This is a genomic window from Amycolatopsis sp. NPDC104863 (assembly GCF_055582965.1).
This window is the reverse complement of record NZ_JBVJOW010000002.1, coordinates 104,061-127,511: the sequence shown is the minus strand read 5'-3', so window position 1 is coordinate 127,511 and position 23,451 is coordinate 104,061. Positions and strand designations below refer to the sequence as shown.

Here is a 23,451-nt window from a genome sequence, read left to right as displayed (position 1 = left end):
GATGCCCACCCTGGTCGTCGCCGGACACGGCATGGTCGCGCACCGGCTCGTCGAGGCGGTGCGGGCGGAAGACCCCGCCGGCTCCTGGCACGTCGTCGTCCTGTCCGAGGAGCCGCGCCCGGCGTACGACCGGGTGGCGCTGACGTCCTATGTGGACACCTGGGACCCGGCTTCCCTGGCGCTGCCGGGCTCGGACTACGCGAACGATCCCGCGGTCGACCTGCGGCTCGGCGAGCTGGTCACGTCGGTGGACCGGGCCGCGCACACGGTGACCACCGCGTCCGGCGCCGTGGTCTCCTACGACGCGCTGGTCCTGGCCACCGGCTCACGGCCGTTCGTGCCGCCGGTGCCCGGCCACGACCTGCCCGGCTGTTTCGTCTACCGGACCATCGAGGACCTCGACGCGATCCGCGCGGCGGCCGTCGACAAGCCGGGCCGCGGGCGGCGCTCGGCCGTAGTCATCGGCGGTGGCCTGCTCGGCCTGGAGGCCGCGAAGGCGTTGCGGGACATGGGACTTTCCCCGCACGTCGTCGAGATGGCGCCGCGGCTGATGCCGCTGCAGGTCGACGAGGGCGGCGGCGCGCTGCTGCGGCGGCTCATCACCGCGCTGGACGTGACCGTCCACACGGGAACGTCGACCGACGCCATCGAGGCCGACGGCTCCCGGCTGGTGGCCCGCCTGGGCAACGGGACCGAGCTGGACGTCGACCTCGTCGTGTTCTCCGCCGGGGTGCGGCCGCGGGACGACCTCGCCCGCCAGTCCGGTTTGGACGTCGGCCCGCGCGGCGGTGTCCTGGTCGATTCCTCCTGCCGCACCAGCGATCCGGCGGTGTACGCGATCGGTGAGTGCGCGGCCGTCGACGGCAAGGTGTACGGCATCGTGGCGCCCGGCTACGCGATGGCGGAGATCGTCGCCGCGCAGCTGACCGGCGGGTCCGGGACGTTCCCGGAGCCGGACACCTCCACGAAACTGAAGCTGATGGGGGTCGACGTCGCGTCGTTCGGGGACGCGCACGCCCGGGCGGAAGGCGCGCTGGAAGTCGCGGTCAACGACGCGGTCGCCGGGACGTACAAGAAGCTCGTGGTCACCGACGACGGCAAGACGCTGCTCGGCGGTGTCCTCGTCGGCGACGCGACGGAGTACAACACCCTGCGTGCGCTGGTCGGGCGTCCGCTGCCGGCCGAGCCGGGTGCGATCCTCGCCCCGGCGGGCGGCGGCGCGGCCGTCGGTGTCGACGCGTTGCCGGACGCGGCGCAGATCTGCTCGTGCAACGCGGTGTCCAAGGGTGCGCTCACCCGCGCGATCCACGAAGACGGCTGTGACTCCGTGCCGAAGCTCAAGGCCTGCACCCGGGCCGGGACCGCGTGCGGCTCGTGCGTCCCGTTGCTGGGCAAGCTGCTGACGGCGTGCGGGGTCGAGCAGTCGAAGGCCGTGTGCGAGCACTTCCCGCAGTCGCGCGCGGAGCTGTTCGAGATCGTCCAGGCCACGCGGATCACGACGTTCAGCGAGCTGATCAGCCGCTACGGCTCGGGCAGCGGCTGCGCGGTCTGCAAGCCCGCGGTCGCGTCGATCCTGGCCACGCTCGGCAACGGGCACGTGCTCGCCGGGGAGCAGCTGACGTTGCAGGACACCAACGACCGGTACCTGGCGAACCTGCAGCGCAACGGCACGTACTCGGTCGTGCCGCGCATTCCCGGCGGGGAGATCACGCCGGAGAAGCTGATCGTCATCGGCCAGGTGGCGCAGGACTTCGGGCTGTACACCAAGATCACCGGCGGTCAGCGGATCGACCTGTTCGGCGCCACGGTGGACCAGCTGCCGCTGATCTGGCGGCGGCTCGTCGACGCCGGGTTCGAGTCCGGGCACGCCTACGGCAAGGCACTGCGCACGGTGAAGTCGTGTGTCGGGTCGACGTGGTGCCGCTACGGCGTGCAGGACAGCGTCGGGCTCGCGATCGAGCTGGAGCTGCGGTACCGCGGGCTGCGGTCGCCGCACAAGCTCAAGTCGGCGGTGTCCGGGTGTGCGCGGGAATGCGCGGAGGCGCGGAGCAAGGACTTCGGCATCATCGCCACGGAGAACGGCTGGAACCTCTACGTCGGCGGCAACGGCGGCACGACCCCGCGGCACGCCGAGCTGCTCGTGTCCGATGTGGACACCGCCACCCTGATCCGCACGATCGACCGGTTCCTGATGTTCTACGTCCGCACGGCCGACCGGCTGCAGCGGACCGCGCCGTGGATCGAGGAGCTGGACGGCGGGCTCGACCACCTGCGGGCGGTGATCGTCGACGACTCGCTCGGCATCTGCGAAGACCTCGACGCGGCGATGGCCAAGCACGTCGACAACTACGCCGACGAGTGGAAGGGCGTGCTGGAGGACCCGGAGAAGCTGGCCCGGTTCACCTCGTTCGTCAACGCGCCGGGCACACCCGACCCGGCGATCTCGTTCCGGTCGGAGCGTGCGCAGAAAGTGCCGGTCATGCTGGGTGTCCCGGAGGTGCGCCGATGACGACGTCGATCGAACGAACCTGGACGGCGGTGTGCCCGGCGTCCGCGGTCCCGGAGTTCACGGGGGTCGCGGCGTTGCTCGACGACGGTGTCCAGGTGGCGATCTTCCGGCTGCCGGGCCGGTGGTACGCACTGTCCAACTGGGACCCGTGCAGCGGTGCGGCGGTGCTTTCCCGCGGCATCGTCGGTGACGCGGGCGGGGTGCCCGTGGTGGCCTCACCGGTCTACAAAGAACGGTTCGCGCTCGACAGCGGCCGGTGCCTGGACGCCGAGGGGGTCTCCGTCGCGGTGTACGAAGTGCGCGTGCGGGAAGGCGTGGTCGAAGTGGAGTCACCGTGACGGAAGTGCTCCCGCTGGCCGGTTTTGTCATCGGCATCACCGCGGCGCGCCGGGCCGACGAGCTCGGCGCGCTGCTGGTGCGCAAGGGGGCGGGGGTCCGGTACGGCCCGGCGATCCGGATCGTGCCGCTGACGGACGACACCGAGCTGCGCGCGGCGACGGCGGCGTTGCTGGAGTCGCATGTGGACGCGGTGGTCGCGACCACCGGCATCGGCTTCCGCGGCTGGCTCGAAGCCGCCGAGGGCTGGGGCCTGGGTGACGCGCTGGTCGCCCGGCTTTCGACGTCCGAGCTGCTGGCGCGCGGCCCGAAGGTGACGGGGGCGATCCGCGCGGCGGGGCTCTCGGAGGCGTACTCGCCGGCGTCGGAGAGCAACGCGGAGCTGCTGCAGCACCTGCTCGCGTCGGGGGTCGCGGGCCGGCGGATCGCGGTGCAGCTGCACGGCGAGCCGCTGCCGTACTTCGTCGAGGCGCTGCGCGCGGCCGGGGCCGAGGTGATCGAGATTTCGGTGTACCGCTGGGTCGGCCCGGTCGACCCGGGCCCGGTGGACCGCCTGCTGGACGGCGTCCTCGACGGGTCGATCCACGCGTTGCCGTTCACGAGCGCGCCCGCGGTGGCGTCACTGCTGGCGCTGGCCCGCCGGACGGGCCGGCTGCCGGGCTTGGTTTCGGCCCTGTCCGGCCCGGTGGTGGCGGCGTGCGTCGGCCCGATCACGGCGGGCCCGCTGGCGGCGTTGGGCGTGCCGACGGTCCAGCCGCACCGGGCCCGGATCGGCGCGCTGGCCCGGACGGTTTCGGAGACGCTGCTGTCGCGGTCGCCGCGGTTTTCGGCGGGCGGGCTGTCGATCGAGCTCCGCGGCCAGGCGGCGGTGGTCGACGGCGAGTGGCGCGAGGTGGCCCCGGCGCCGATGTCGCTGCTGCGAGCGCTGGCGGTGTCGCCGGGGCGGGTGGTTTCCCGCCGCGAGCTGATTTCGGCGTTACCGGGAGGCGGCGAGGAACACGCGGTCGAGACGGCGATCGGCCGGCTGCGGACGTCCCTCGGTGGCGGCCGGGTGGTGCAGACCGTGGTGAAGCGCGGGTACCGGCTCGCGGTGGACGCCTAAGTCGCGTGCAGGAGGGTGGCGATCCTCGGGGCGTCCGGGGTCTTGAGGTGCACTTCGACGTGCCCGGAGCGGTCCGGGTGGAACGCCGACGGATCGTAGCCGAGGATCACCCGGCCCTCCTCCGCGCGGACCTCGATCCCCGCCGGGCGGCCGTCCCGCAGGGGGACGTCGATGTGCTTGCCCTTCTGTTCGCCCGCCGCGAGCCACACCACCAGCCGCTGCCGCGTCACCACCAGCGCGCCGGTCGTCGCGTCGACCGCACCGAAGCGGCGTACGCCGGGGGCGCGGTACGCGTGGTAGCGCACCGAACCGGACAACCCCTCGGCCAGGTAGACGATCCCTTCGGCGGTCAGGCCGACGCGCATAGGCTCCGGCAGCCGGCCGGTCCCGAGCATGAGCCTGCGGAAGAAGTTCACGCCGCCAGCCTAGGGTCCCGGGGCCGCGCGTTAACCCGCAAAAGTGACGTCGTGCTTCTCGAACCCTCGCGCCGCCGCCACTCGCGCGGCTTCCGCCTCCGCCTCCTCGCGCACCGCCGGGCGCAGCGGGGCGAACGCCGTCACGGTGAACGCCAGCTTGGCGCCGCTGCCCTTGGTCCGCCACGTACCCGCGATGTCGCCGTCGGCCAGCAGGACGCCCGGGTTGCCCAGCATCTTCCAGACTTCCTTGCGCCGCGCCGGATCCGGGACCAGCAGGGCCTTGTCCCGCGCCTGGACGAACGGGTCGAACGGCGGCAGCAGCCGCACCACGTCCGGCTCCGGCGGGTTCTCCAGCGCCGCCAGCCGGTCGGCGGGCAGGTACCGGGTCTTGCCCTCGACGTCCACCGGGGCCAGGTCCGACGGCCACGTCCGGTCCACGACCGCCCGGGCCGTCCCGACGAACTCCGCCGCGTCGCCGGGGGAGGCCGGGCCGTTGAGCCGCAGGTACGACTCGACGACCGAGGTCGCCGCCGCGACGTCCGGGGTCTTCCGCATCCGGCCGCGGCCCTTCAGCGGCGCCAGGGTCGCCGGGGCCGCGCCCGCCACCAGGCGGACCCCCGCGTGCGGCGCCGCGATGCGCATCAGCTGCTCGTGGATGTGCGTCGCGTCGCAGCCGCGACACCAGCGCGAGAACGCCGGGGGCAGCTTCTTCGTCACCGCCGTGCTGACCGCGCCCTTGGTCATCGGTTCCTTGACCACCGCACGGAGGGCCTCGGCCGCCGTGAAGACCACTTCGGACGCCGCCAGGCCGGTCGCGGCCAGTTCCTTGCGCTGCCACAGCATCCGGGCCAGCGCGTCCGCGTCGTCCAGCGGCACCAGAGCGCGGGTCACCTCGGCGAGGTCCAGGTGGTAGTGCGGCGCGCCCCGCAGCGTCCAGGCGAGCACGAGCCGCGGGTCGTCCACAAGGGACACTTCACCGTCGAGCCGGGCCACCAGGGCGAGCAGCGCGGTGTCACGCATGCTGTCCTGCAGCCCGGCCTGTACGACGGCGAGGTCGGCGACATCCCGCGCCGTGCGGTGCAGCCCGTGTTCGGCGATGCGGTAGGCGAGTACCTGGCGACGGTCCACCTGCGGCTCCTAGATCGTGTACTCGAAGGTGTACCCCATTTTCTCCTCACCCATCGCGCCGCCGACGGTGCCGGTGCCGGCGAGTCCCGCCAGCTGGCCGGTGCCCGAGCCGGGGACGACTTCGAACGTCGACGCGATGCCCTGGGCGTCGAACGTGAACTCGTGCTTCACGACGAACGTCCCTTCACGACCGCCGACCTTGCCCTCGAAGCGCTCGAAGCTCGGCGACGTCGTCGTGCCGCTCTCGTAGCCCTCGCCCGCGTAGTAGAGCAGCAGGTCGCAGACCGATTCCCCCTCGATGACGCCGTCGTAGGCCATCGCGGCGTGCGCGTACGCGACCCGGGGGCCTCCTTCGGTCCCGCTGACGATGTTCTCTTCCCAGTTCTTCATGGTGAAAGCGTTCATGGGGACCACCCTGCCGGGTTTACCTGTCAGCTTGTGTCAGGTATTTCTGCCAGACTGGAAAACATGCGCGCCAGCCGGCTCCTGTCCGTCCTCCTGCTGCTGCAGAACCGCGGCCGGATGACGGCCGAAGAGCTGGCCGAGGAGCTCGAGGTCTCGGTCCGCACGGTCTACCGGGACATCGACGCGCTGTCGGCGTCCGGTGTCCCGGTGTACGCCGACCGCGGCCGGACCGGCGGGTATCGCCTGGTCGACGGCTATCGCACCCGCCTGACCGGGATGACCGAGGAGGAGGCCCAGTCGCTGTCGCTGGCCGGGCTGCCGGTGGCCGCGGCCGAGCTGGGCCTCGGCACGGTCCTCGCGGCGGCCCAGCTCAAGCTGTACGCCGCGCTGCCGTCGGAGCTGCGAGACCGCGCCGGCCGCGTCGCCGAGCGCTTCTACCTGGACGTCCCCGGCTGGCACCGGGGCATCGAAAGCCTGCCGGCGCTGTCCGCGATCGCCGACGCCGTGTGGTCGTCCCACCGGATCCGGATCCGCTACGAACGCTGGGGCCAGCGGGTCGTCGAACGCGACGTCGAGCCGCTCGGGCTGATCCTCAAGGCGGGCAACTGGTACCTCGCCGCCCGCTGCGACGGCACCGACCGCACCTACCGGATCTCCCGCGTGCTGGAGCTGACGGACCTGGGTGAGCAGTTCGAGCGGCCCGCCGGGTTCGACCTCGCGACGTACTGGCAGGAGTGGTCCGAGCAGTTCGAACGCCGGATGTACCCGCGCGTCGCCGTGGTGCGCCTGTCCCCGCGGGCGCAGGCTCTCGTACCGTTCTACGCGGGCTCGGTCGGCGCCCGCGCGCTGCGGGACTGCCCGAACGAACCGGACGCGGACGGCTGGCTCACCGTCGAGCTGCCGGTGGAACCGGGGGAGCCGGCCATCGGCGAGCTGCTGCGCTTCGGGCCGCACCTGGAGGTCCTCGCCCCGGCGGACCTGCGGGCCGAGCTGGCGGAGGCGATCAAGGAGATGGGCGCGACCTATGGGTGAGCTGAGCGGCGTCACGATCGGCGTCACGGCCGAACGCCGGGCCGAGGAGTTCATCGACGCCCTCGAACGCCACGGCGCGGAGGTCCGGCACGCCCCGACGATCACCATCGTGCCCTTGGGCAGCGACCCCGAGCTGCGCGCGGCCACCGAAGCCGCGCTGGCCGGCCGGGTGGACTTCACGGTGATCACGACCGGTGCCGGGTTCCGCGGCTGGCTGGCGGCGGCCGGGGACTGGGGCCTGCACGACCGGCTCGTGCAGGCGCTGGGGGAGTCCCGGATCTACGCGCGCGGCCCGAAGGCCGTCGGCGCGGTGCGCGGCGGCGGCCTGCGCGAGTCCTATTCGGCTGCGTCGGAGAGCAACGCGGAGCTGTTCGGAGCCCTGGTCGCCGCCGGTGTCGACGGCGCGCGGGTGCTGGTCCAGCTGCACGGCACGCCGCTCCCGGAGCACACGGAGCCGCTGGTGCGAGCCGGGGCCAAGCTGCTTCAGGTGCAGCCGTACCGGTGGTACTCGCCGCCGGACGTGACGCCGGTGCACGACCTGATCGACGCGGCCGTGGCCGGTGAGCTGGCCGCACTCGCGTTCACCAGCGCCCCGGCGGCGGCGAACTTCCTGACGCTGGCCCGGGACCACGGCCGCTACGCCGAGCTGCTGGCGGCGTTGCGCGGGCCGGTGGTGTGCGCGTGCGTCGGCCCGGTGACAGCGGCGCCGCTGGAGGAAGCAGGGGTGCGCACGCTGCAACCGGACCGGCAGCGCCTCGGCGCCCTGGTGAAACTGCTGGTCACGACGCTCAGTGGCACCGGTGGTGCTGTGCAGAGCCGGTCGTAGGGCCGAGGTCGTCGTCACGGCCGGCAGCGAGGCGCGGCCACTGGGCGATGGGCCGCCCGCCCGGCCAGCTCGTGAGCGGGGTCCACTCGGGCGCACCCGTTTCGGTCCGGACGTTGGTGCACGCCTGCGGTGAACCTTCGGGGGAGTCCTCCCAGGACTCCTGGCGGCCGAACGGCGTCAGGTCCATCAGCGCGTAGCTGTAGTCCATCGCTTCCACACCACGGCGTTTCGTCCAGTACGTCTCGAAGACGCGGTCGCCCTCACGCCGGTAGCAGACCAGGTGGAACAGCCCGATCTCGCGCCCGACGAGCAGCGTGTCCAGTGACGGCTGCGCCGAGTACCAGGGCATCTGCCAGTCCATGAAAGCCCGGTACCGCAGGCTTTCCTCGTACGACGTCCGCGCGTCGGCCGGTTCGACCGAGACGTTGCGGCCCTGCGAGAACACCGCGTACGTGATGTCCCGCGAGTGCAGGTTGGCGAGCTCGGCGACCTGGTTGGCGTAGAACGTGCAGCCTTCGCACTGCTCGGCCGCCGGGCGGCCCGGGTTCCACATGAAGTAGTACGCGATGAGCTGACGGCGGCCTTCGAACGCGTCGAGCAGGGTGACCGGGCCGTCCGGGCCGAGCAGCTCGAGCGTGGCGTCCACCTCGACCACCGGCAGCCGGCGCCGGGCGGCGGCGATGGCGTCGCCTTCGTGGGTGTGGGCCTTTTCCCTGCCGCGCAAGCGATCCAGCTCGGCTTGGAAGGTGGTCCGGTCGACGATGTCCATCACTTCTCCTTCAGGTTGACGGTGATCAGGACGGCGCTGGTGAGCGTCACGGCCACGGCGACACCGAGCGCGAGGGGAGTGCCACCGAGCACGGCGACCGCGCCCAGGACCGGGATGCCGACGGTGATCCCGACCTGCTGGGTCATCGACGTCAGCCCGGTGGCCAGGCCTTGGTCTTCGTCGGGCAGCCCGGACGTCGCGGTCACGGTGAACGCCACGATCGCGGAAACGTGCCCGAAGAACCCGATGAACAGGGCCGGGACCAGGATCAGCAGCGCCGTGCGGTCCGGGCCGAGGAACACCAGGGGCAGCGTGGCCAGCGCCTGCACGACGAGCCCGGCGGCCAGCAGCACCCGGCTGCCGAAGCGGCCGATGGCCCGCCCGGCGAGCACGCCCGCGGCCACCGAGGCCAGGCCCGGCAGCCCGAAGACGAGGCCGGTGACCAGCGGCGACAGGCCCAGGACCCGCTGCAGGTAGAGCGTGGTCAGGTAGATCACCGCGGGCTCCACGGCGAACAGGACCAGGCCGCCGAAGTTGCCCCACTGCACCGTGCGGCGGCCCAGGATCCGCGGCGGCACCAGCGGGGCCGGCGCACGCCGTTCGACCACCACGAACGCCACCAGCAGCACGGCCGCGGCGGCCGCGGCCACGAGGCTCGACGTGATGACCGCGTAGACGAGCGCCAGCAGGCCGCCGCTGACCGTCACCGCGCCCGGCAGGTCCGGCCGCGTCCGCCCGGGCCGCGTCGACTCCGCCACGACTCGCGAAGCGAGCAAGATCGCGACGGCCACCGGGACGTTCACGAAGAACGCCGCGCGCCAGCTCAGCAGGCCGACCAGCGCGCCGCCGACCAGGGCGCCGACGGTGAAGCCGCCGGAGAGCAGGGCGCCGTTGAGGCCGAGGACGCGGTCGCGCGCCCGGCCTTCGGTGAACGTCGTGGTCAGCAGCGAGAGCGCCGCGGGCAGCGTCATCGCGGTGGCGAAGCCCTGCAACGCGCGGGCCGTCAGCAGCAGTTCGGGGTTCGTGGCGAAACCACCCAGCAGCGACGCCGCGGCCAGCAAGGCCATGCCGGACCGGAACATCCGGCGGCGCCCGACGAGGTCCGCGAGGCGCCCGCACACCAGGGTGAAGCCGGCCGCGGGCAGCACGAACGCCGTGCTGACCCACGGCAACGCCGTCAGACCGAGCCCGACACCCGCGCCGACCTGCGGCAACGCGACGTTCAGGATCGAGAAGTCGATCGACAGCAGGAAACCGGCGCCGAGCAGCACGGCCAGCACCGCGCGCTGTCTCGGCGTGAAACGGGCAGGGGGTAGCGCGACAAGGGACACGGGTTTCTCCAACCGGGGAGTCAGTCCTGCTCGGCGAGGCGCTTGATCTTGGCCAGGCGGCGGTCCCAGTCGGCCGCGAGCCCGGACATCCAGCGGGCCGTCGCGTCCAGGGCTTCGGACCGCACCGCGTACCGGACCTCGCGGCCGACCTTCACGCTGTCGACCAGCTGGGCCGTTTCCAGGACGGTGAGGTGTTTGACGATCGCCTGCCGCGAGACGGGGAGGCCGCCGGCGAGAGTGGTCGCGGTGGCCTGGCCGTGGGCGGCGAGCAGGTCGAGCACTTGCCGGCGGGTCGGGTCGGCCAGTGCGGCCAGGACACCGTCGACGACGTCGGAGGACATCACGCGGCGCGAGCGGCGAGTGCGGCGAAGCACTGCTCCCAGCCCGCGGTGTGGTCCTTCACGACGTTGCGGCGGTTCTCGTCGGACGTCGGCAGCTCGGTGAACCCGCTCTCGACGACGCGCAGCCGGGTGCCGGCGCCTTCGGGGGTCAGGGTGAACTCGACGAGCGTCGAGTTGTCTTCGCGCAGCTCCTCGCCGGGGAACGCGCTCACCCAGCGGTAGGCCAGGTAGTTCGGCGGATCGACCTTCTCGACGCGCATCGGGAACTCGCCGTGCTCCGAGTGCATGACCACCAGGGTCTGGCCTTCCTCGGCCAGCGTGCCCCGGACGGTCTCGTCGTCGGTCGCCCAGAAAGCGGGCTCGGCCACCAGGGCCCAGACCTTCTCCGGCGCCGCGGCGATCAGGGTCTCGCGTTCGATGATCATGTCGGACTCCTTTCATGTGCAACACCAGAGTTGCACATGAAAGGCAGTGGCGCAACCCGCGGGTTGCACTTCGGGGACCGGTCCCGGCGCCGGTGCAGTACAAACCCGGGTATGCCGCGGTCCCAGCACCGGAAGCCCAAGAAGGCACGGCACCGCACCCAGCCGAAAGAGCCGAAGCGGGTCGCTCCCCCCGAGGAACTGCCGGCGCGGAAGCCGGTGGCGGAGCCGGTGGTGCTCCGGGCCGCCCCCGCCTGGCCGCGTGACGCGCCGGGGCTGGAAGAGCTGTGCCGAAGCCTGGCGCACGCGGTGAGCCTGCTGAAGACCGGGCACGACCGCCAGCTGGGGAACGCCTTCCTGGAAGGCCGCCGGGTGGCGCTGGGGCTGCTCGCGCCGTGGTGGCGCCGGCCGTTCCAGGCCCCGCGCGTCAACTACCTGCGAGCGCTGGATCCGGCGCTGGCCGCGCTGAACCGGGAGCTGGAGCGCCGCGAGGCGGTCGAGCTCCATCGTGTCGACCTGGCGGCCCGGTCGGCGCCGATCTCGAGCCTGTGCCTGGTCGGGGACCGGTGCGAGAACTGCGGTTCGCGCCCGGAACGGCTGTTCGCCGTCATCGAGGACTGTGCGGTCGGTGGTCCTCCGGCCGGGGTGCGCGTGGCGTGCGCGACGCTGTGCCGCCAGTGCCGCGGAATCCCGTTCGGCACCCTGTTCGACCCGGCCGAAATCTCCCGGCGCGTCCGCGCGCACCGACTCCACTGAGACCGCCGGAGGCGAACGCATGACGGAACGCGGTCCCAGCTACCTCGCGGTCGCCCTCGGCGGCGCGGTGTTCGTGCTCGGTGTGTCGCTGGGCCCGGTTTACTGCGGCGACCAGGAGATCAGCCCCGGCGAGCTGTGCTGGACGACGGGTCGTGGCGTCGACCGCCTGACGCGCAGCTACGACACGCTGGCCGCGGACCAGCTCTCCGGGCACGGCTGGGTGGTGCGGCGCAGTTAGTCCTCGTCAGCCGGGACTTCGCCCGCTTCGGCCGCGCGGACGGCTTCGCGGCTGGCGGCTTCTTCGCTGAGCCCGCGCCGCCAGTACCCGGTGAAGCAGATCCGCCGCTTGTCGACTTCTCGCTCCCGCACGAGGTGTCGCCGCACCAGCTTCACGACGCCCGCTTCGCCGGACACCCACGCGTACGGCGCTCCGCCCGGAAAGGTCGCTCCGCGCACCGCGTCCAGCAACGGCTCGCCCAGCGGTCGCGAGCCGCGGACGATCCAGTGGACTTCGACCGCTCCGCGCGTCTCGAACGTCTGACGCTCTTCGCGCTCCGAGACCTCGACGTAGACCGAAGCGCGCGTACCGGCCGGGAGCCGCTCGATGATCGCGCCGATCGCGGGCAGCGCCGTCTCGTCGCCGACCAGGAGCTGCCAGTCGGTGCCGGCCGGGACGTCGTAGAGGCCGTGCGGGCCCAGGAACGCCACGCGGTCGCCCGGCGTGACCCGCGACGCCCACACCGAAGCCGGGCCGTCGTCCCCGTGCAGCACGAAGTCGACGTCGATCTCCGCCGCCGCCGGCCGGTGCGCGCGCACGGTGTAGGTCCGCATCGGCGGCCGGGTGCCGTCGGGCATCGCGAGGTACGTGCGGTACCACGACAGGACGTCGGAGCCGGTCTCCGGCAGCACCGGCGCCTCCTGGCCCGGCAGCGGGAAGAAGACCTTGACGTACTGGTCGGGCGCCCCGGGCGGCACCTCGCGGAAGCTCGCCGCCTCGAACGTCACGCGCACCGTGTGCGGCGTGACCGGCCGGACCACGGCCACCCGCGCGCGGTGGTAGGTCAGGGCCGGGCGCTCCACCTGCGTCGTCATTAGGGTAGGCTAACCTAAAAACCAGGGCTCAGAACAGGCCCTCCTCTTCCTCGTCCGGCTGCCAGCGGTATTTGCGCAGGTTGACGCGCTGGCCGTCGGCCAGCACGCCCTCCGCGCGCAGCCGCTCCAGCTGGTCGTGGACCAGGTGCGGCGCCGGGGTGCCGTTCGCGCGCAGGATCCGGTGCCACGGCAGGTCGTGCCCGTCCTCGGCGAGGATCGCGCCGACCATCCGCGGTGAGGGGGCGCCCGCGAGCGCCGCGATGTCGCCGTACGTCGCCACCGTGCCGGCCGGCACCGACTCGATGATCTCCCGCACGCGCTCGTGCAGAACGTCGTCCATACCCCCACTCTGCCGCACGGGTACGACACAATTCGTAGCCGCCCGTCGCACGCTCCGGCACCTTCACCGAACGCGCCGCCGTTAAGGCGTGCCGGTGCCACGCCGGTTACTCCGGTCGTGGTTCCATCGCTGGGTGAACGCGAGGCGAACGGCGCAGGCGGACGCGCGGCTGGTCCGCCCGCCGATCGCCGACGCACCCACGTTCACCTGGGACTCCGCGGCCCGGCGCCTGCTCTCCGCACCCGAGGGGTTCCGCCGCGTGCTCGGCGGCCCGGGCACCGGCAAGACGTCGCTGCTGGCCTCGGCCGCCACCCGCCGCATCGCCGAGGGCGCCGACCCGGAGAGCGTGCTGGTGCTCACCACGTCCCGCAAGGCCGCCGACGCGCTGCGCGCCGACATCACCCGGCGGCTCACCGCCGATCCCGACCAGGCGCGGCCGCTGCCGCGGACGGTCCGCGAGCCGCTCGTCCGGACCGTCCACTCCTACGCCTACTCGCTGCTGCGGCTGGAGGCGAACGCCGAAGAGCTCCCGCCGCCCCGGCTGCTCGCCGGCGCCGAGCAGGACGTCGTCGTCCGCGAGCTGCTGGCCGGTGACCTCGACGAAGAGGCCGAGTACTGGCCGGAGCAGCTGCGGCCGGCCCTGATGGTCCCGGGGTTCGCCGAGGAGCTGCGCGACCTGCTGATGCGCGCGGCCGAACGCGGGCTCGGCCCGGAAGACCTCGCCGAGCTGGGCCGCCGCCGCGGCCGTGAAGAGTGGGTCGCCGCCGGGCAGTTCTGGGCGCAGTACGAAGAAGTCACGCAGCTGCAGGGCGCGGGCGGCAACGCGCTGGGGGTCGCGAGCGCGCCCGCGCTGGACGCCGCCGAGCTCGTCACCTCCGCGCTGCTCGCCCTGGAGGACGACGACGAGCTGCGCGAACGCGAGCGCACGCGCGTGCGGCACCTGTTCGTCGACGACGCCCACCACCTCGACCCGCTGCAGACCAGCCTGGTCCGGATGATCGGGCACACCGCGGCCGAGTTCGTCGTGGCCGGTGACCCCGACCAGAACGTGTTCTCCTTCCGCGGCGCGGACGCGCACCTGTTCGCCGACGCCGACCCGGACGGCAGCCGGACGGTCACGCTCACGACGGCGCACCGGCTCGCCCCGGCCGTGCGCGTGGCGGTCGCGAAGATCGGCCGGACGCTGCCCGGCGCGTCGGCGCACCGCAAGATCGTCGCGCCGGAGGGGGCGGTCGGCGGCAATGTCCGGGTCCGCGTGATGCCGACCCCGGCCGCCGAAGCGAGCTGGATCGCCGACCAGCTCCGCCGCGCGCACCTCGTCGACGGCGTGCCGTGGTCGGAGATCGCGGTGCTCGTCCGGTCACCGGCGCGGACTTTCCTGGTGCTGCAACGCGCTTTGCGCGCCGCGGGCGTCCCGATCGGGTCGGCGACCGAAGAGCTGCCGCTGGCGAAACAGCCCGCCGTGCGGCCCCTGCTGGCCGTGCTGAAGCTCGCGCCGTCACCGGAGCTGCTCGACGTCGACCTCGCCGAAATGCTGCTGTCGTCGGCGCTCGGCGGCGCGGACCCGCTGGCGTTGCGCCGGCTGCGGCGCGGCCTGCGCCGGCTCGAGCTGGCCGGCGGCGGGCAGCGGTCGAGTGACGAGCTGCTCGTGGAAGCGTTGCGCGGCGGCGACATTCTCGCCGGGCTGGCCGACGCCGAAGCCGAGCCCGTGCGCCGCGTCGGCGGCCTGCTGCGACTCACGCACCAGGCCGTCCTGCGCGGGGACGGCGTCGAGCAGGTGCTGTGGCAGCTGTGGACCGAAAGCGGCTTCCAGGACAAGCTGCTGAAGCAGGTCGAGCGCGGCGGCTCGCTGGGCGCGCAGGCCGACCGGGACCTCGACGCCGTGGTCGCGCTGTTCGACGCGGCCGGCCGGTACGTCGACCGGCTGCCGCGTTCGAGCGTCTCGTCCTTCGCGGATTACCTGGGCGCACAACGGATCGCGGGCGACACGCTCGCCCCGGCCGCGGTCCCGTCCGACGGTGTTTCGCTGCTCACCGCGCACGCCGCCGCCGGTCGCGAGTGGACGGTCGTCGCCGTCGCCGGGGTCCAGGAAGGCGCGTGGCCGGACCTGCGGCTGCGCGGGTCCGTGCTCGGGGTGGAACGGCTCAAGGACCTGATGGCCGGGGTCGACGACGACGCCGTGTCGCAGACCGCGCCGATCCTCGCCGAGGAGCGGCGCCTGTTCTACCTCGCGATGAGCCGCGCGAAGCAGACGCTGCTCGTCACGGCGGTTTCGGGTGAAGACGAGCAGCCGTCGCGGTTCCTCGACGACCTCGAGGAGAACGGCGCCGACGACGGCGGCCTGGACTCGCGGATGAAGCCGCCCGGCCGGTCGCTGGTGCTCGCCGAGCTGGTGGGCGAGCTGCGTGAGGTCGTCTGCGACGACAAGGCCGACCCGGCACGCCGGCGTCGCGCGGCGAAGCAGCTCGCGCGCCTGGCCGAGGCGAAGGTGCCCGGCGCGCACCCGTCGACGTGGTACGGCCTGCTCCCGGCGTCGACCGACGCGCCGGTGCACGCGGCCGGCGACCTGATCCGGATCTCACCGTCCACAGTGGAAATCCTGACGAAGTGCCCGCTGCGCTGGATGATCGAGCGCCACGGCGGCAGCGACCCGGCGCAGCTGGCCGCCGTCACCGGGACACTGGTGCACGGGCTCGCGCAGGCGGTGGCGTCCGGCAGCACCGACGCGGAGCTGCAGGCCGCACTGGACGACGCGTGGGTGCGCGTCGACGCGGGCGCGCCGTGGTTCTCGCGGCGTGAGCGGCGGCGGGTCGAGGGGATGCTGCAGAACTTCGTCACGTGGCTGGAGCGCAGCCGGGCCGAGCTCAAGGAAGCGGGTGTCGAGCAGGACATCGAGGTCGAGCTGCCGGCGGGCGGTTCCGACGAGCCACGGGTGCTGCTGCGCGGGCGCGTCGACCGGGTCGAGCTGGACGCCGAGGGCCGCCCGGTGATCGTCGACATCAAGACGGGCAAGGTCCCGGTGTCGGGGAAGGACGCCGAGGAGCACCCGCAGCTGGCGGCGTACCAGCTGGCGGTGCTGCTGGGAGCGATCAAGGGCAGCAACGAGCCCGGCGGCGCGCGGCTGGTGTACGTGGCGAAGGCGAACAACAAGACGGGCGCGACGGAGCGGTCCCAGCCACCGCTGGACGAGGTGGGCGGCAAGCAGTGGCTGGAGCTGGTCCAGACGGCGGCGGCCTCGGCGGCGGGCCCGGATTACCAGGCCCAGGAGAACCCGGACTGCGACCGCTGCCCGGCGCGGGGCTGCTGCCCGCTGCGGCCGGAGGGCAGGCAGGTGCCCGGCCCGTGAGCGAGGCGAGTGAGGCTGGGGCTCCCGGGGCTCGCCGCGACGCGGGCTTGGGCGCCGCCGCGGTTGCCGGAGCAAGCTCGGGTGCCGCGGCTGCTGCCGTGGAGCTTTCACGTGAAAGCTCCACTCTGCCGCGCAAAGCGGAGCTTTCACGTGAAAGCTCCGCCCGGCCCGGCGCGGGAGGGCGCGCATGAGTCCCCTTGTCATCGCCAACCCCGTCGAGCCCGCGGAACTCGCCGATGCGCTCGGGCTGCACCGGCCGACGCCCGAGCAGGCCACCGTCATCGCCGCGCCCGTCGAACCCTCGCTCGTCGTTGCCGGGGCCGGGGCCGGGAAGACCGAAACCATGGCCGCGCGGGTCGTCTGGCTGGTGGCCAACGGGATCGTCAGCCCGGACCGCGTCCTCGGCCTCACCTTCACCCGCAAAGCCGCGCGCCAGCTCGGGGAACGCGTCCGCGCTCGGCTGCGGCGGCTCGCCGGGTCCGGGCTGCTCGACCGGCTCGATCCCACCGGCGGGCTGCGGTCCACTGTGGTCGCCGGCGAGCCGACCGTCCTCACCTACCACGCCTACGCCGGGCGCCTGCTCTCCGAACACGGCCTGCGCCTGCCCGTGCAACCCGGCGTGCGGCTGCTGTCCGAGACCTCGTCGTGGCAGATCGCGCACCGGGTTGTGTCCACTTGGGACAACGAGCTGGACACCGACCGCGTGCCGCCGACCGTCACCGCGGACGTGCTGCAGCTCGCCGGCGAACTCGGCGAGCACCTCATCTCGACCGACCAGCTCGCCGAGTACACCACCTGGATGTGCCGCGTCATCGAGAACGCGCCGCGCGCCAAGGGCCAGCGCGCCGCGCTGCCGCAGAAGCTCACCGAAATCATGGCCGCGCAGCACTTCCGGCTCGCGCTGCTGCCGCTCGTCGAGGAGTACCACCGCCGCAAGCGCAACGAAGGCGCCCTCGACTTCGCCGACCAGATGTCGCTGGCCGCCCAGCTCGCGAGCGGGTACCCGTCCGTCGTCCGCGGGGAACGCGAGCGGTTCGGCGCCGTGCTGCTCGACGAGTACCAGGACACCGGACACGCTCAGCGCGTGCTGCTGCGGGCGCTGTTCGGCGGCGTCGAAAACCCGCCGATGCCGGTCACCGCGGTCGGCGACCCCGCCCAGGCGATCTACGGCTGGCGCGGCGCCAGCGCGGCCAACCTCCCGCGGTTCACCACCGACTTCCCCCGCTTCGACGGCGAACGGCTCGTGCCCGCCCACGACTTCGGGCTGCTGACGAGCTTCCGCAACCCGCCGGAGATCCTCGACCTCGCCAACGCCATCGCCGAACCGCTGCGGGCGCGCGGCCTCGGCGTCGAACGGCTGCGGGCGCGCGAAGGCGCCGGGTCCGGGGACATCGCGTGCGCGCTGCTGCCGGACATCCGCGCCGAACGCGAGTGGGTCGCCGACGCGCTGGCCCGGCGCTGGCACACCGTGCGCGAGGAGACCGGCAAGCCGCCGAGTGCCGCGGTGCTGGTGCGGCGCCGCGCCGACATGGCCCCGATCGCCGCCGAGCTGCGGGCGCGCGGGCTGCCGGTCGAGGTCGTCGGGCTCGGCGGCCTGCTGGACGAGCCCGAGGTCGCCGACCTCGTTTCGACGCTGAAAGTGCTCGCGGACCCGCTGTCGGGCAGCGCCGCGGCCCGGCTGCTGACCGGCGCCCGCTGGCGGCTCGCGGCCGCCGACGTCGCCGCGCTGTGGCGGCGCGCGGGGGAGCTGTCGAGCCCCGAAAAGACCGAGGGCCCGGAGCTGGTCGTCGACCGCGTCGAGCAGGCCGGGCTGATCGACGCCGTCGACGAGCCGGGCGCGCCGGAGCGGTACTCGCCGGAGGGCTACCAGCGCGTGAAACGCGTCAGCCGTGAGCTTTCCGCGTTGCGGCGACGGCTCGACCAGTCGCTGCCGGAGCTGGTCGCCGACGTCGAGCGCACGATGCTCCTGGACGTGGAGTCGCTGGCCCGCCCGGGATCCGCCGGGCGGGCGCACCTGGACGCGTTCGCCGAGGTCGTCACCGACTACGCCGAGACGGCGCCGACGGCCACCCTGCTGTCCTTTGTGGACTACCTGAACACGGCCGCACACGCCGAAGACGGGCTCACTCCCGGCGAGGTCGAGGTGGTGCCGGACCGCGTGCAGGTGCTCACCGTGCACTCGGCGAAGGGCCTGGAGTGGGAGGTCGTCGCCGTCCCGCACCTGGTGCAGGACGTCTTCCCCGGCCGGCGGCGGTCGTCGTCGTGGCTGCGGACCGCGACGTCGCTGCCCGCGGTGCTGCGCGGTGACGCCGAGGACCTGCCGGAGCTGCGGATCGCCGAGGGGTACGACCGCAAGGAAGTCCAAGAAGGACTGGAGCTGCACGAAGCCGGGTTCGTCGAGCGGGAGCAGTCGGAGGAGCGGCGGCTTTGTTACGTCGCGCTGACCCGCTCCGAGCACGCGCTGATCGTGTCCGGGCACTGGTGGAACGAAAGCAGCAGCCGGTCGAAGGGGCCGTCGGAGTTCCTGACGGAGATCGCCGGCGTGGTGCGCGAGAGCGGCGTCGGGCAGCTCGCCGAGTGGGCGCCGGAGCCGGCCGCCGAGGACGAGAACCCGCTGGTGTCGGACTCCCGGACGGCCCGCTGGCCGCTCGACCCCCTGGCCGACCGCCGCACCGGCGTGCAGACCGGCGTGGACCTCGTGTTCGAAGCACTGTCCACTTCGGACGAGGAAGAGTCCGAAGAGGACGACCCGGACGGCTGGACGACCGACACCGACGTCCTGCTGGAGGAGTGGGCGCGCAAGGACGACCGCGTCCGGCGGGTCCCGCTGCCGTCGAAGCTTTCGGTGAGCCAGCTGGTCGCGCTCGCCGACGACGCCGACCGCCTCGCGACCGACCTCGGCCGGCCGCTCCCGGTGGAGCCCAACAGCTTCGCCCGCCGCGGCACGGAGTTCCACGGCTGGCTGGAGCGCCGCTTCGCCGGCGACCAGCTGATCGAGATCGACGACCTCCCCGGCGCGGCCGACTTCGGCGAGGTCCCCGACGCGGACTTCGAAGACCTCCGGACGGCGTTCGAGCAGAGCGAATGGGCGTCGCGGGTGCCGCACGCGGTCGAGGTGACGTTCTCGGCCGACGTCGAGGGCATCACCCTGCGTGGCCGCATGGACGCCGTGTTCCGCCACCCGGACGGGTACTGGGAAGTGGTGGACTGGAAGACGGGCTCGGTGCCCCCGGAGTCCCGGCTCCCGGTGCTGTCGGTCCAGCTCGCGGCGTACCGGATGGCGTGGGCGGCACTGAAGGACGTCCCGGTGACGGAGGTCCGCGCGGCGTTCCACTACGTCCGCGCGAACCGCACGATCCGCCCGGCGGACCTCCTGGACCCGGAAGCCCTGCGCCGCCTGCTCCGCGACATCCCCGAGGCGTGACTGAAGGGTCAACACGCGTGATCAGAGGGTCAACACGCGTGATCAGAGGGTCGACACGCGTGATTGAGAGGTCGACACGGCGATCCAGGACCCCGGAAGCCGTGTTGACCCTTCAGTCACGCGAGTTGACCCTTCAGTCACGCGTGTCGACCCTTCAGTCACGGGTGCTTCGCTACTGGACTTGCAGTTCGGAGCTGCGGTGGGCCCAGACGGTCGCGCCCGGGTCGACGCGGCTGGGGCGGTTGCCGGCGTCGTGGCCGCAGAGGAGGGCCACCCAGTTGCCGTTGGCGGTGCTGTTCACCACGCCCGCCACCGTGATCGTGGCGACGATGGCGCCGTCGCCCGCGCTGCCCGGCGCGGCGCTCGTGCCGACCAGCGCGGTCGAGGTGTTGAGGACAACGCCGTCGGCGTCGGAGAGCCGGCAGCGGTAGTAGTCGCTCAGGCCCCAGTTGACCACCGTCGCCGTGGCCTGGACCACCCAGTTCCCGGTGCCGCCGGTGATGCTCGCGGTGCTCACCCCGACGTAGATCCCCGCGGACGCCGAAAGTTCCGTCGTCGCACGAGACCGGGCGAAGACGTCCTGAGTGGTGCCCGCGGCGGAAGCGGGCAACGAGCTGACGACTCCCGCGGCCGCCGCGCAGGCGGTGACCACGGCGGCGCTCCACAGCGCGATTCGGCGAACGGACATGGGCCCTCCCCTGAAAGTGCCGGACTTGTCGGCACGACACTAAGGAGGGCAACGGCGGGAGGCCCCGGCCTAAGGGGCCGACGATCAGGCGGCGTCGCGGACCTTCAGCGCCCACGCCACCAGCGGCCACTGCAGCGGCAGCCGGCCGAAAGCGATCGCGCGCTGCGGCAACGGCGCCCGGCGCGCGTCCACCGCCATCTTGACGTTGCCCGGGAAGACGCCGACGAACAGCAGCGCCGCCGCCAGCCCACCCAACCGACGGGTCCGCGGAGTGGCCACGGCCGCCGCCACCGCCAGCTCCGCGGCACCCGAGCCGTACGTCCACGCGCGCCGGGAACCCGGGAGGGACCGCGGGATCAGGCCGTCGAACGGCTTCGGGACGGCGAAGTGCAGGACGCCCATGAAGCCCAGCGCCCCCGCCAGGACGTGCGCGGGCCGTTGCGAGGTAGCCATCGGCCGATCGTTCCACGCGGCGGCGGTTCCCGCGGTTCGGCTATCCTCCGGGCGTGAGTGACGCTCGACACCGGCCGCCCGGAGCGGGTGCATGAAGGCGCTGAGGCGGCTGCCGCTCGGCAGCCTCACCGATCGCCCGGACCACGAGCTCGTCGGCGTCCTGCGGATGCCCGAGCTGACGGTCAGCCCCCTGCGCTCCATCCTCAAGCGGGTCATCGGCGCGACCCTCGCCCTGCTGCTGACCGTGGTCATCGTCTACGTCGACCGCGACGGCTACCGCGACGCGAACGGCGACGGCCTGTCCCTGCTGGACAGCCTGTACTACGCCACCGTCTCGCTCTCGACCACCGGTTACGGCGACATCGCGCCCGCGACGTCGTCCGCCCGGCTGGTGAACGTGCTGGTGATCACCCCGCTGCGGGTGCTCTTCCTCATCGTCCTGGTCGGCACGACCCTGGAAGTGCTCACCGAGCGCTCCCGGCAGGCGTTCAAGATCCAGAAGTGGAGGACGAAGGTGCGCGACCACACGGTCGTCGTCGGGTTCGGCACCAAGGGCCGGTCCGCCGTTAACGCGCTGCTCGGCGACGACAACGTCGCCCCGGGCCAGATCGTCGTCGTGGACACCGACCAGCAGGCCCTCGACGCGGCCAGCGCGCTCGGCCTCGTCGCCGTGCACGGCTCGGCCACCCGCTCGGACGTCCTGCGCGTCGCCGCGGTGCAGCACGCCCGCGCGGTGGTCGTCGCCCCGAACCGCGACGACACGGCGGTGCTCGTCACGCTCACCGCCCGCGAGCTGGCGCCCAAGGCGCACATCGTCGCGTCGGTGCGGGAGGCGGAGAACGTCCACCTGCTGAAGCAGTCCGGCGCCGACCAGGTCGTCGTCTCCAGCGAGACGGCCGGGCGGCTGCTCGGCATGGCGACGTCGACGCCGCTGGTCGTCGACATCATGGAGGACCTGCTCACGCCGGAGTCCGGCCTGGCGATCGCCGAGCGGCCGGTCGAGCCGTCGGAGGAGGGCGGGTCGCCGCGGCACCTGCCCGACCTCGTGCTCGGCGTGGTCCGCGACGGTGTCCTCTACCGCGTCGACGCCCCGCAGGCCGACGCCATCGAACCCGGCGACAAGCTGCTCTACGTCAAGAAGGTCACGCAGGCGGAGAAGATCGAGCGATAGGTCCGCTTCGGCACTGAGCGGGACCGGGCCGCCTGGGTTTTGCCCGCCGGATCTGGAACCATGGCCGGGTGCCCCCGCGACCCCTCGCCCTGAAGTGGCCCACGGTGGCGATCCCCGCCGCGGCGGGCCTGCTCGTCGTGCTGCTGGCCTGGCTCGCCGGGCCGGGCCTGCTGGGCATCACCAACGACGACGTGGGCGCACCCGTGCAGGCCGAGGTCACGAAGCCGGCGCCGTGCGACGGGGCGGACGCGGTCGAGACTGTGAAGTTCACCGTCGCGGGCAAGACGCACGAAGGCACGCTGAACGGCTGCGGCCACGGCCAGGGCGAGCGCATCGACGTCGGTGTCCCGGAGGTCCTGCCGGACCAGGGCACGGTCACCGTCCGCGCCGCGGACACCTCGGCCGGCGCCTCGGACGCGCGCCGCCCGATCGGCCTGTTCCTGCTGGTGTTCGCGTGCTTCTCCGGCGGGATGTTCGTCTACCTGTGGCTGAGCATCCCGCTGCGCCCCAAAACAGCCAGGCCCAAAACCGCTAGCTGACCTCGGACGACGGCGCCGCGAAGGTGTTGCAGTCGGCGATCCGGTTGCTCGTCGCGCCCGCCCGCCACCAGGACGCGTAGTGCGCGTTCGTCCCGTGGTCGTGGCTGCGGGAGGTGTTGTCGCCGCGGGTCTCCTGGTCGTTCCAGGCCTTGTTGTACATGTCGCGGCCGATCGTGCCGCCCTGGTCGACGTGCGCGCCGAGGAACATGCCCGAGAAGCACTGGGCCTGCAGCTCCTTGCGCCGGGACATCTCGAGCCCGGCCGGGCTGTTCTGGCCGGCTTCGTAGATCTTCTGCCAGGCCGCGTCCATCAGCCCGGCGACCTCCTGGACGTGGTGGCCGTACTCGTGGGCGAACAGGGCCAGGTAGACGCCGGGGTTGTTGCCGTACTGGTCGGTCTGCAGCCCGCGGAACGGGACGTACAGGTTGTTCTCGCAGTAGTACGCGGCGGTCGCGATGCCGACCTGGATGGTGCCGCACTCGGTCTCGAAGCTCGCGCCGGTCGGGAAGTGCAGGGCCGGCGAGGTGAACGGCAGGTGGTAGGCCTCGAGGAACGGGCCCCACGCCGCGTCGAGGCACTTGCTGGCGGCCGTGAAGAACGCTTCCGCGCCCGCCTGGGTGCTCTGCCAGGCCGGCAGCGTGCAGACGCGGTTCTGCAGGCCGGCGTTCGGGTCCTGCAGGATCGGGTGGTCGGCCAGCTTGAGGATCTTCTGCGGGCCGGTCGCGCTGGGGGTCTGCACCTCGGTCGACGGGCCGGGGGACGCCGAGGCCGGGGCGCCCGCGCCGCCGGGCGGCAGCTGCGAGGGGACGTCCTGCGACGTCGGCGTGTCGCGGTAGTTCGCGTTCGCCAGCGGGGCCTGGTCGCGGTTGAGGGCCACGATCGCGACCAGCCCGAGCACCAGCACGGCCACCGCGCCGAGGCACACCCCGATGATCGCGGCCGGTGAGCGGCGCTTCGGGGCGGAGACGGTGTGCGGGTGACCCAGCCACGGGGGAGCCGGTTGCGCATCCGGCACCGGCGGCGGC

Annotated in this window: 23 protein-coding genes; 11 read left to right on the top strand and 12 right to left on the bottom strand. The window is 73.0% G+C overall.

The annotated features are described in order from the left end of the window. Position 1 precedes the first annotated feature (1 nt). From nirB to ACZ63J_RS09830, 3 genes are read left to right on the top strand one after another with little or no spacing between them, the layout of a single operon-like run. The gene (nirB, locus tag ACZ63J_RS09840) at positions 2-2,509 is read left to right on the top strand and encodes a nitrite reductase large subunit NirB (protein WP_465439402.1); all 2,508 of its coding nucleotides are present in this window, start codon (positions 2-4) and stop codon (positions 2,507-2,509) included. Then, complete coding sequence (nirD, locus tag ACZ63J_RS09835) at positions 2,506-2,847, top strand: nitrite reductase small subunit NirD (protein WP_465403872.1); 342 nt, start codon at positions 2,506-2,508, stop codon at positions 2,845-2,847. Before nirB ends, nirD begins: the two co-directional genes overlap by 4 nt. Then, positions 2,844-3,947, top strand: a complete 1,104-nt coding sequence (locus ACZ63J_RS09830) for a uroporphyrinogen-III synthase (protein WP_465403870.1) — start codon at positions 2,844-2,846, stop codon at positions 3,945-3,947. Before nirD ends, ACZ63J_RS09830 begins: the two co-directional genes overlap by 4 nt. On the opposite strand, the gene ACZ63J_RS09825 is transcribed toward ACZ63J_RS09830, so the two are convergent. From ACZ63J_RS09825 to ACZ63J_RS09815, 3 genes are read right to left on the bottom strand one after another with little or no spacing between them, the layout of a single operon-like run. After that, a complete protein-coding gene (locus ACZ63J_RS09825) occupies positions 3,944-4,363 on the bottom strand; it encodes a hypothetical protein (RefSeq protein ID WP_465403868.1) in 420 nt (139 codons plus the stop codon). The two genes, ACZ63J_RS09830 and ACZ63J_RS09825, sit on opposite strands and share 4 nt — an antisense overlap. 30 nt (positions 4,364-4,393) lie before the next feature. Continuing rightward, positions 4,394-5,491 carry a DNA glycosylase AlkZ-like family protein gene (locus ACZ63J_RS09820; RefSeq protein WP_465403866.1) on the bottom strand — a complete coding sequence of 366 codons (1,098 nt, stop codon included), beginning with the start codon at positions 5,489-5,491 and terminating at the stop codon, positions 4,394-4,396. Between the two features lie 9 nt (positions 5,492-5,500). Continuing rightward, complete coding sequence (locus ACZ63J_RS09815; RefSeq protein WP_465403864.1) at positions 5,501-5,896, bottom strand: DUF3224 domain-containing protein; 396 nt, start codon at positions 5,894-5,896, stop codon at positions 5,501-5,503. A 63-nt stretch (positions 5,897-5,959) separates the two neighbouring features. On the opposite strand from ACZ63J_RS09815, the gene ACZ63J_RS09810 reads away from it, so the two are divergent. Together ACZ63J_RS09810 and ACZ63J_RS09805 are read left to right on the top strand one after the other, a co-directional pair. After that, entirely contained in the window at positions 5,960-6,928 is a 969-nt protein-coding gene (locus ACZ63J_RS09810) for a helix-turn-helix transcriptional regulator (protein ID WP_465335614.1), read from the top strand. Further along, a complete protein-coding gene (locus tag ACZ63J_RS09805) occupies positions 6,921-7,754 on the top strand; it encodes a uroporphyrinogen-III synthase (protein ID WP_465403862.1) in 834 nt (277 codons plus the stop codon). Before ACZ63J_RS09810 ends, ACZ63J_RS09805 begins: the two co-directional genes overlap by 8 nt. On the opposite strand, the gene ACZ63J_RS09800 is transcribed toward ACZ63J_RS09805, so the two are convergent. Genes ACZ63J_RS09800 through ACZ63J_RS09785 form a run of 4 tightly spaced genes read right to left on the bottom strand, consistent with a single transcriptional unit; the run spans position 7,717 to position 10,620 of the window. Continuing rightward, positions 7,717-8,523 (bottom strand): DUF899 family protein, encoded by an 807-nt coding sequence (locus ACZ63J_RS09800; protein ID WP_465403860.1) that lies wholly within the window; start codon positions 8,521-8,523, stop codon positions 7,717-7,719. The two genes, ACZ63J_RS09805 and ACZ63J_RS09800, sit on opposite strands and share 38 nt — an antisense overlap. After that, positions 8,523-9,854 carry an MFS transporter gene (locus ACZ63J_RS09795; protein WP_465403858.1) on the bottom strand — a complete coding sequence of 444 codons (1,332 nt, stop codon included), beginning with the start codon at positions 9,852-9,854 and terminating at the stop codon, positions 8,523-8,525. Before ACZ63J_RS09795 ends, ACZ63J_RS09800 begins: the two co-directional genes overlap by 1 nt. Before the next feature lie 20 nt (positions 9,855-9,874). Then, on the bottom strand, positions 9,875-10,195 hold the full coding sequence (locus ACZ63J_RS09790) for an ArsR/SmtB family transcription factor (protein WP_465335610.1): 321 nt from the start codon (positions 10,193-10,195) through the stop codon (positions 9,875-9,877). Next, positions 10,195-10,620, bottom strand: a complete 426-nt coding sequence (locus tag ACZ63J_RS09785; protein WP_465403856.1) for an SRPBCC domain-containing protein — start codon at positions 10,618-10,620, stop codon at positions 10,195-10,197. The genes ACZ63J_RS09790 and ACZ63J_RS09785 overlap by 1 nt, the downstream gene beginning before the upstream one ends. A gap of 111 nt (positions 10,621-10,731) precedes the next feature. On the opposite strand from ACZ63J_RS09785, the gene ACZ63J_RS09780 reads away from it, so the two are divergent. Next, positions 10,732-11,373: a hypothetical protein gene (locus tag ACZ63J_RS09780; RefSeq protein WP_465403854.1), complete on the top strand. Its 642-nt coding sequence runs from the start codon at positions 10,732-10,734 to the stop codon at positions 11,371-11,373. 19 nt (positions 11,374-11,392) lie between these two features. Then, the gene (locus tag ACZ63J_RS09775) at positions 11,393-11,611 is read left to right on the top strand and encodes a hypothetical protein (protein WP_465403853.1); all 219 of its coding nucleotides are present in this window, start codon (positions 11,393-11,395) and stop codon (positions 11,609-11,611) included. Here the strand turns inward: ACZ63J_RS09775 and ACZ63J_RS09770 are convergent. Beyond that, positions 11,608-12,465: a siderophore-interacting protein gene (locus ACZ63J_RS09770; RefSeq protein ID WP_465403851.1), complete on the bottom strand. Its 858-nt coding sequence runs from the start codon at positions 12,463-12,465 to the stop codon at positions 11,608-11,610. The genes ACZ63J_RS09775 and ACZ63J_RS09770 overlap by 4 nt on opposite strands. Positions 12,466-12,493: 28 nt before the next feature. Then, positions 12,494-12,805: an MGMT family protein gene (locus ACZ63J_RS09765; RefSeq protein ID WP_465302968.1), complete on the bottom strand. Its 312-nt coding sequence runs from the start codon at positions 12,803-12,805 to the stop codon at positions 12,494-12,496. Positions 12,806-12,938: 133 nt separating this feature from the next. On the opposite strand from ACZ63J_RS09765, the gene ACZ63J_RS09760 reads away from it, so the two are divergent. Continuing rightward, entirely contained in the window at positions 12,939-16,151 is a 3,213-nt protein-coding gene (locus ACZ63J_RS09760; RefSeq protein ID WP_465403849.1) for an ATP-dependent helicase, read from the top strand. A 187-nt stretch (positions 16,152-16,338) separates the two neighbouring features. Next, positions 16,339-19,575, top strand: a complete 3,237-nt coding sequence (locus ACZ63J_RS09755) for an ATP-dependent helicase (RefSeq protein ID WP_465403847.1) — start codon at positions 16,339-16,341, stop codon at positions 19,573-19,575. 172 nt (positions 19,576-19,747) lie between these two features. Here ACZ63J_RS09755 and ACZ63J_RS09750 read toward each other — a convergent pair whose 3' ends face one another. Next, positions 19,748-20,263 (bottom strand): hypothetical protein, encoded by a 516-nt coding sequence (locus ACZ63J_RS09750; protein WP_465403845.1) that lies wholly within the window; start codon positions 20,261-20,263, stop codon positions 19,748-19,750. Positions 20,264-20,347: 84 nt separating this feature from the next. Further along, positions 20,348-20,716, bottom strand: coding sequence for a DoxX family protein (locus tag ACZ63J_RS09745; protein ID WP_465403844.1), 369 nt, complete (start codon positions 20,714-20,716; stop codon positions 20,348-20,350). 91 nt (positions 20,717-20,807) lie between these two features. On the opposite strand from ACZ63J_RS09745, the gene ACZ63J_RS09740 reads away from it, so the two are divergent. Continuing rightward, entirely contained in the window at positions 20,808-21,887 is a 1,080-nt protein-coding gene (locus ACZ63J_RS09740; protein ID WP_465403842.1) for a potassium channel family protein, read from the top strand. A gap of 104 nt (positions 21,888-21,991) precedes the next feature. After that, positions 21,992-22,426 (top strand): hypothetical protein, encoded by a 435-nt coding sequence (locus ACZ63J_RS09735; protein WP_465403989.1) that lies wholly within the window; start codon positions 21,992-21,994, stop codon positions 22,424-22,426. Here the strand turns inward: ACZ63J_RS09735 and ACZ63J_RS09730 are convergent. Continuing rightward, complete coding sequence (locus tag ACZ63J_RS09730; RefSeq protein ID WP_465403840.1) at positions 22,419-23,441, bottom strand: neutral zinc metallopeptidase; 1,023 nt, start codon at positions 23,439-23,441, stop codon at positions 22,419-22,421. The two genes, ACZ63J_RS09735 and ACZ63J_RS09730, sit on opposite strands and share 8 nt — an antisense overlap. Positions 23,442-23,451 lie beyond the last annotated feature (10 nt).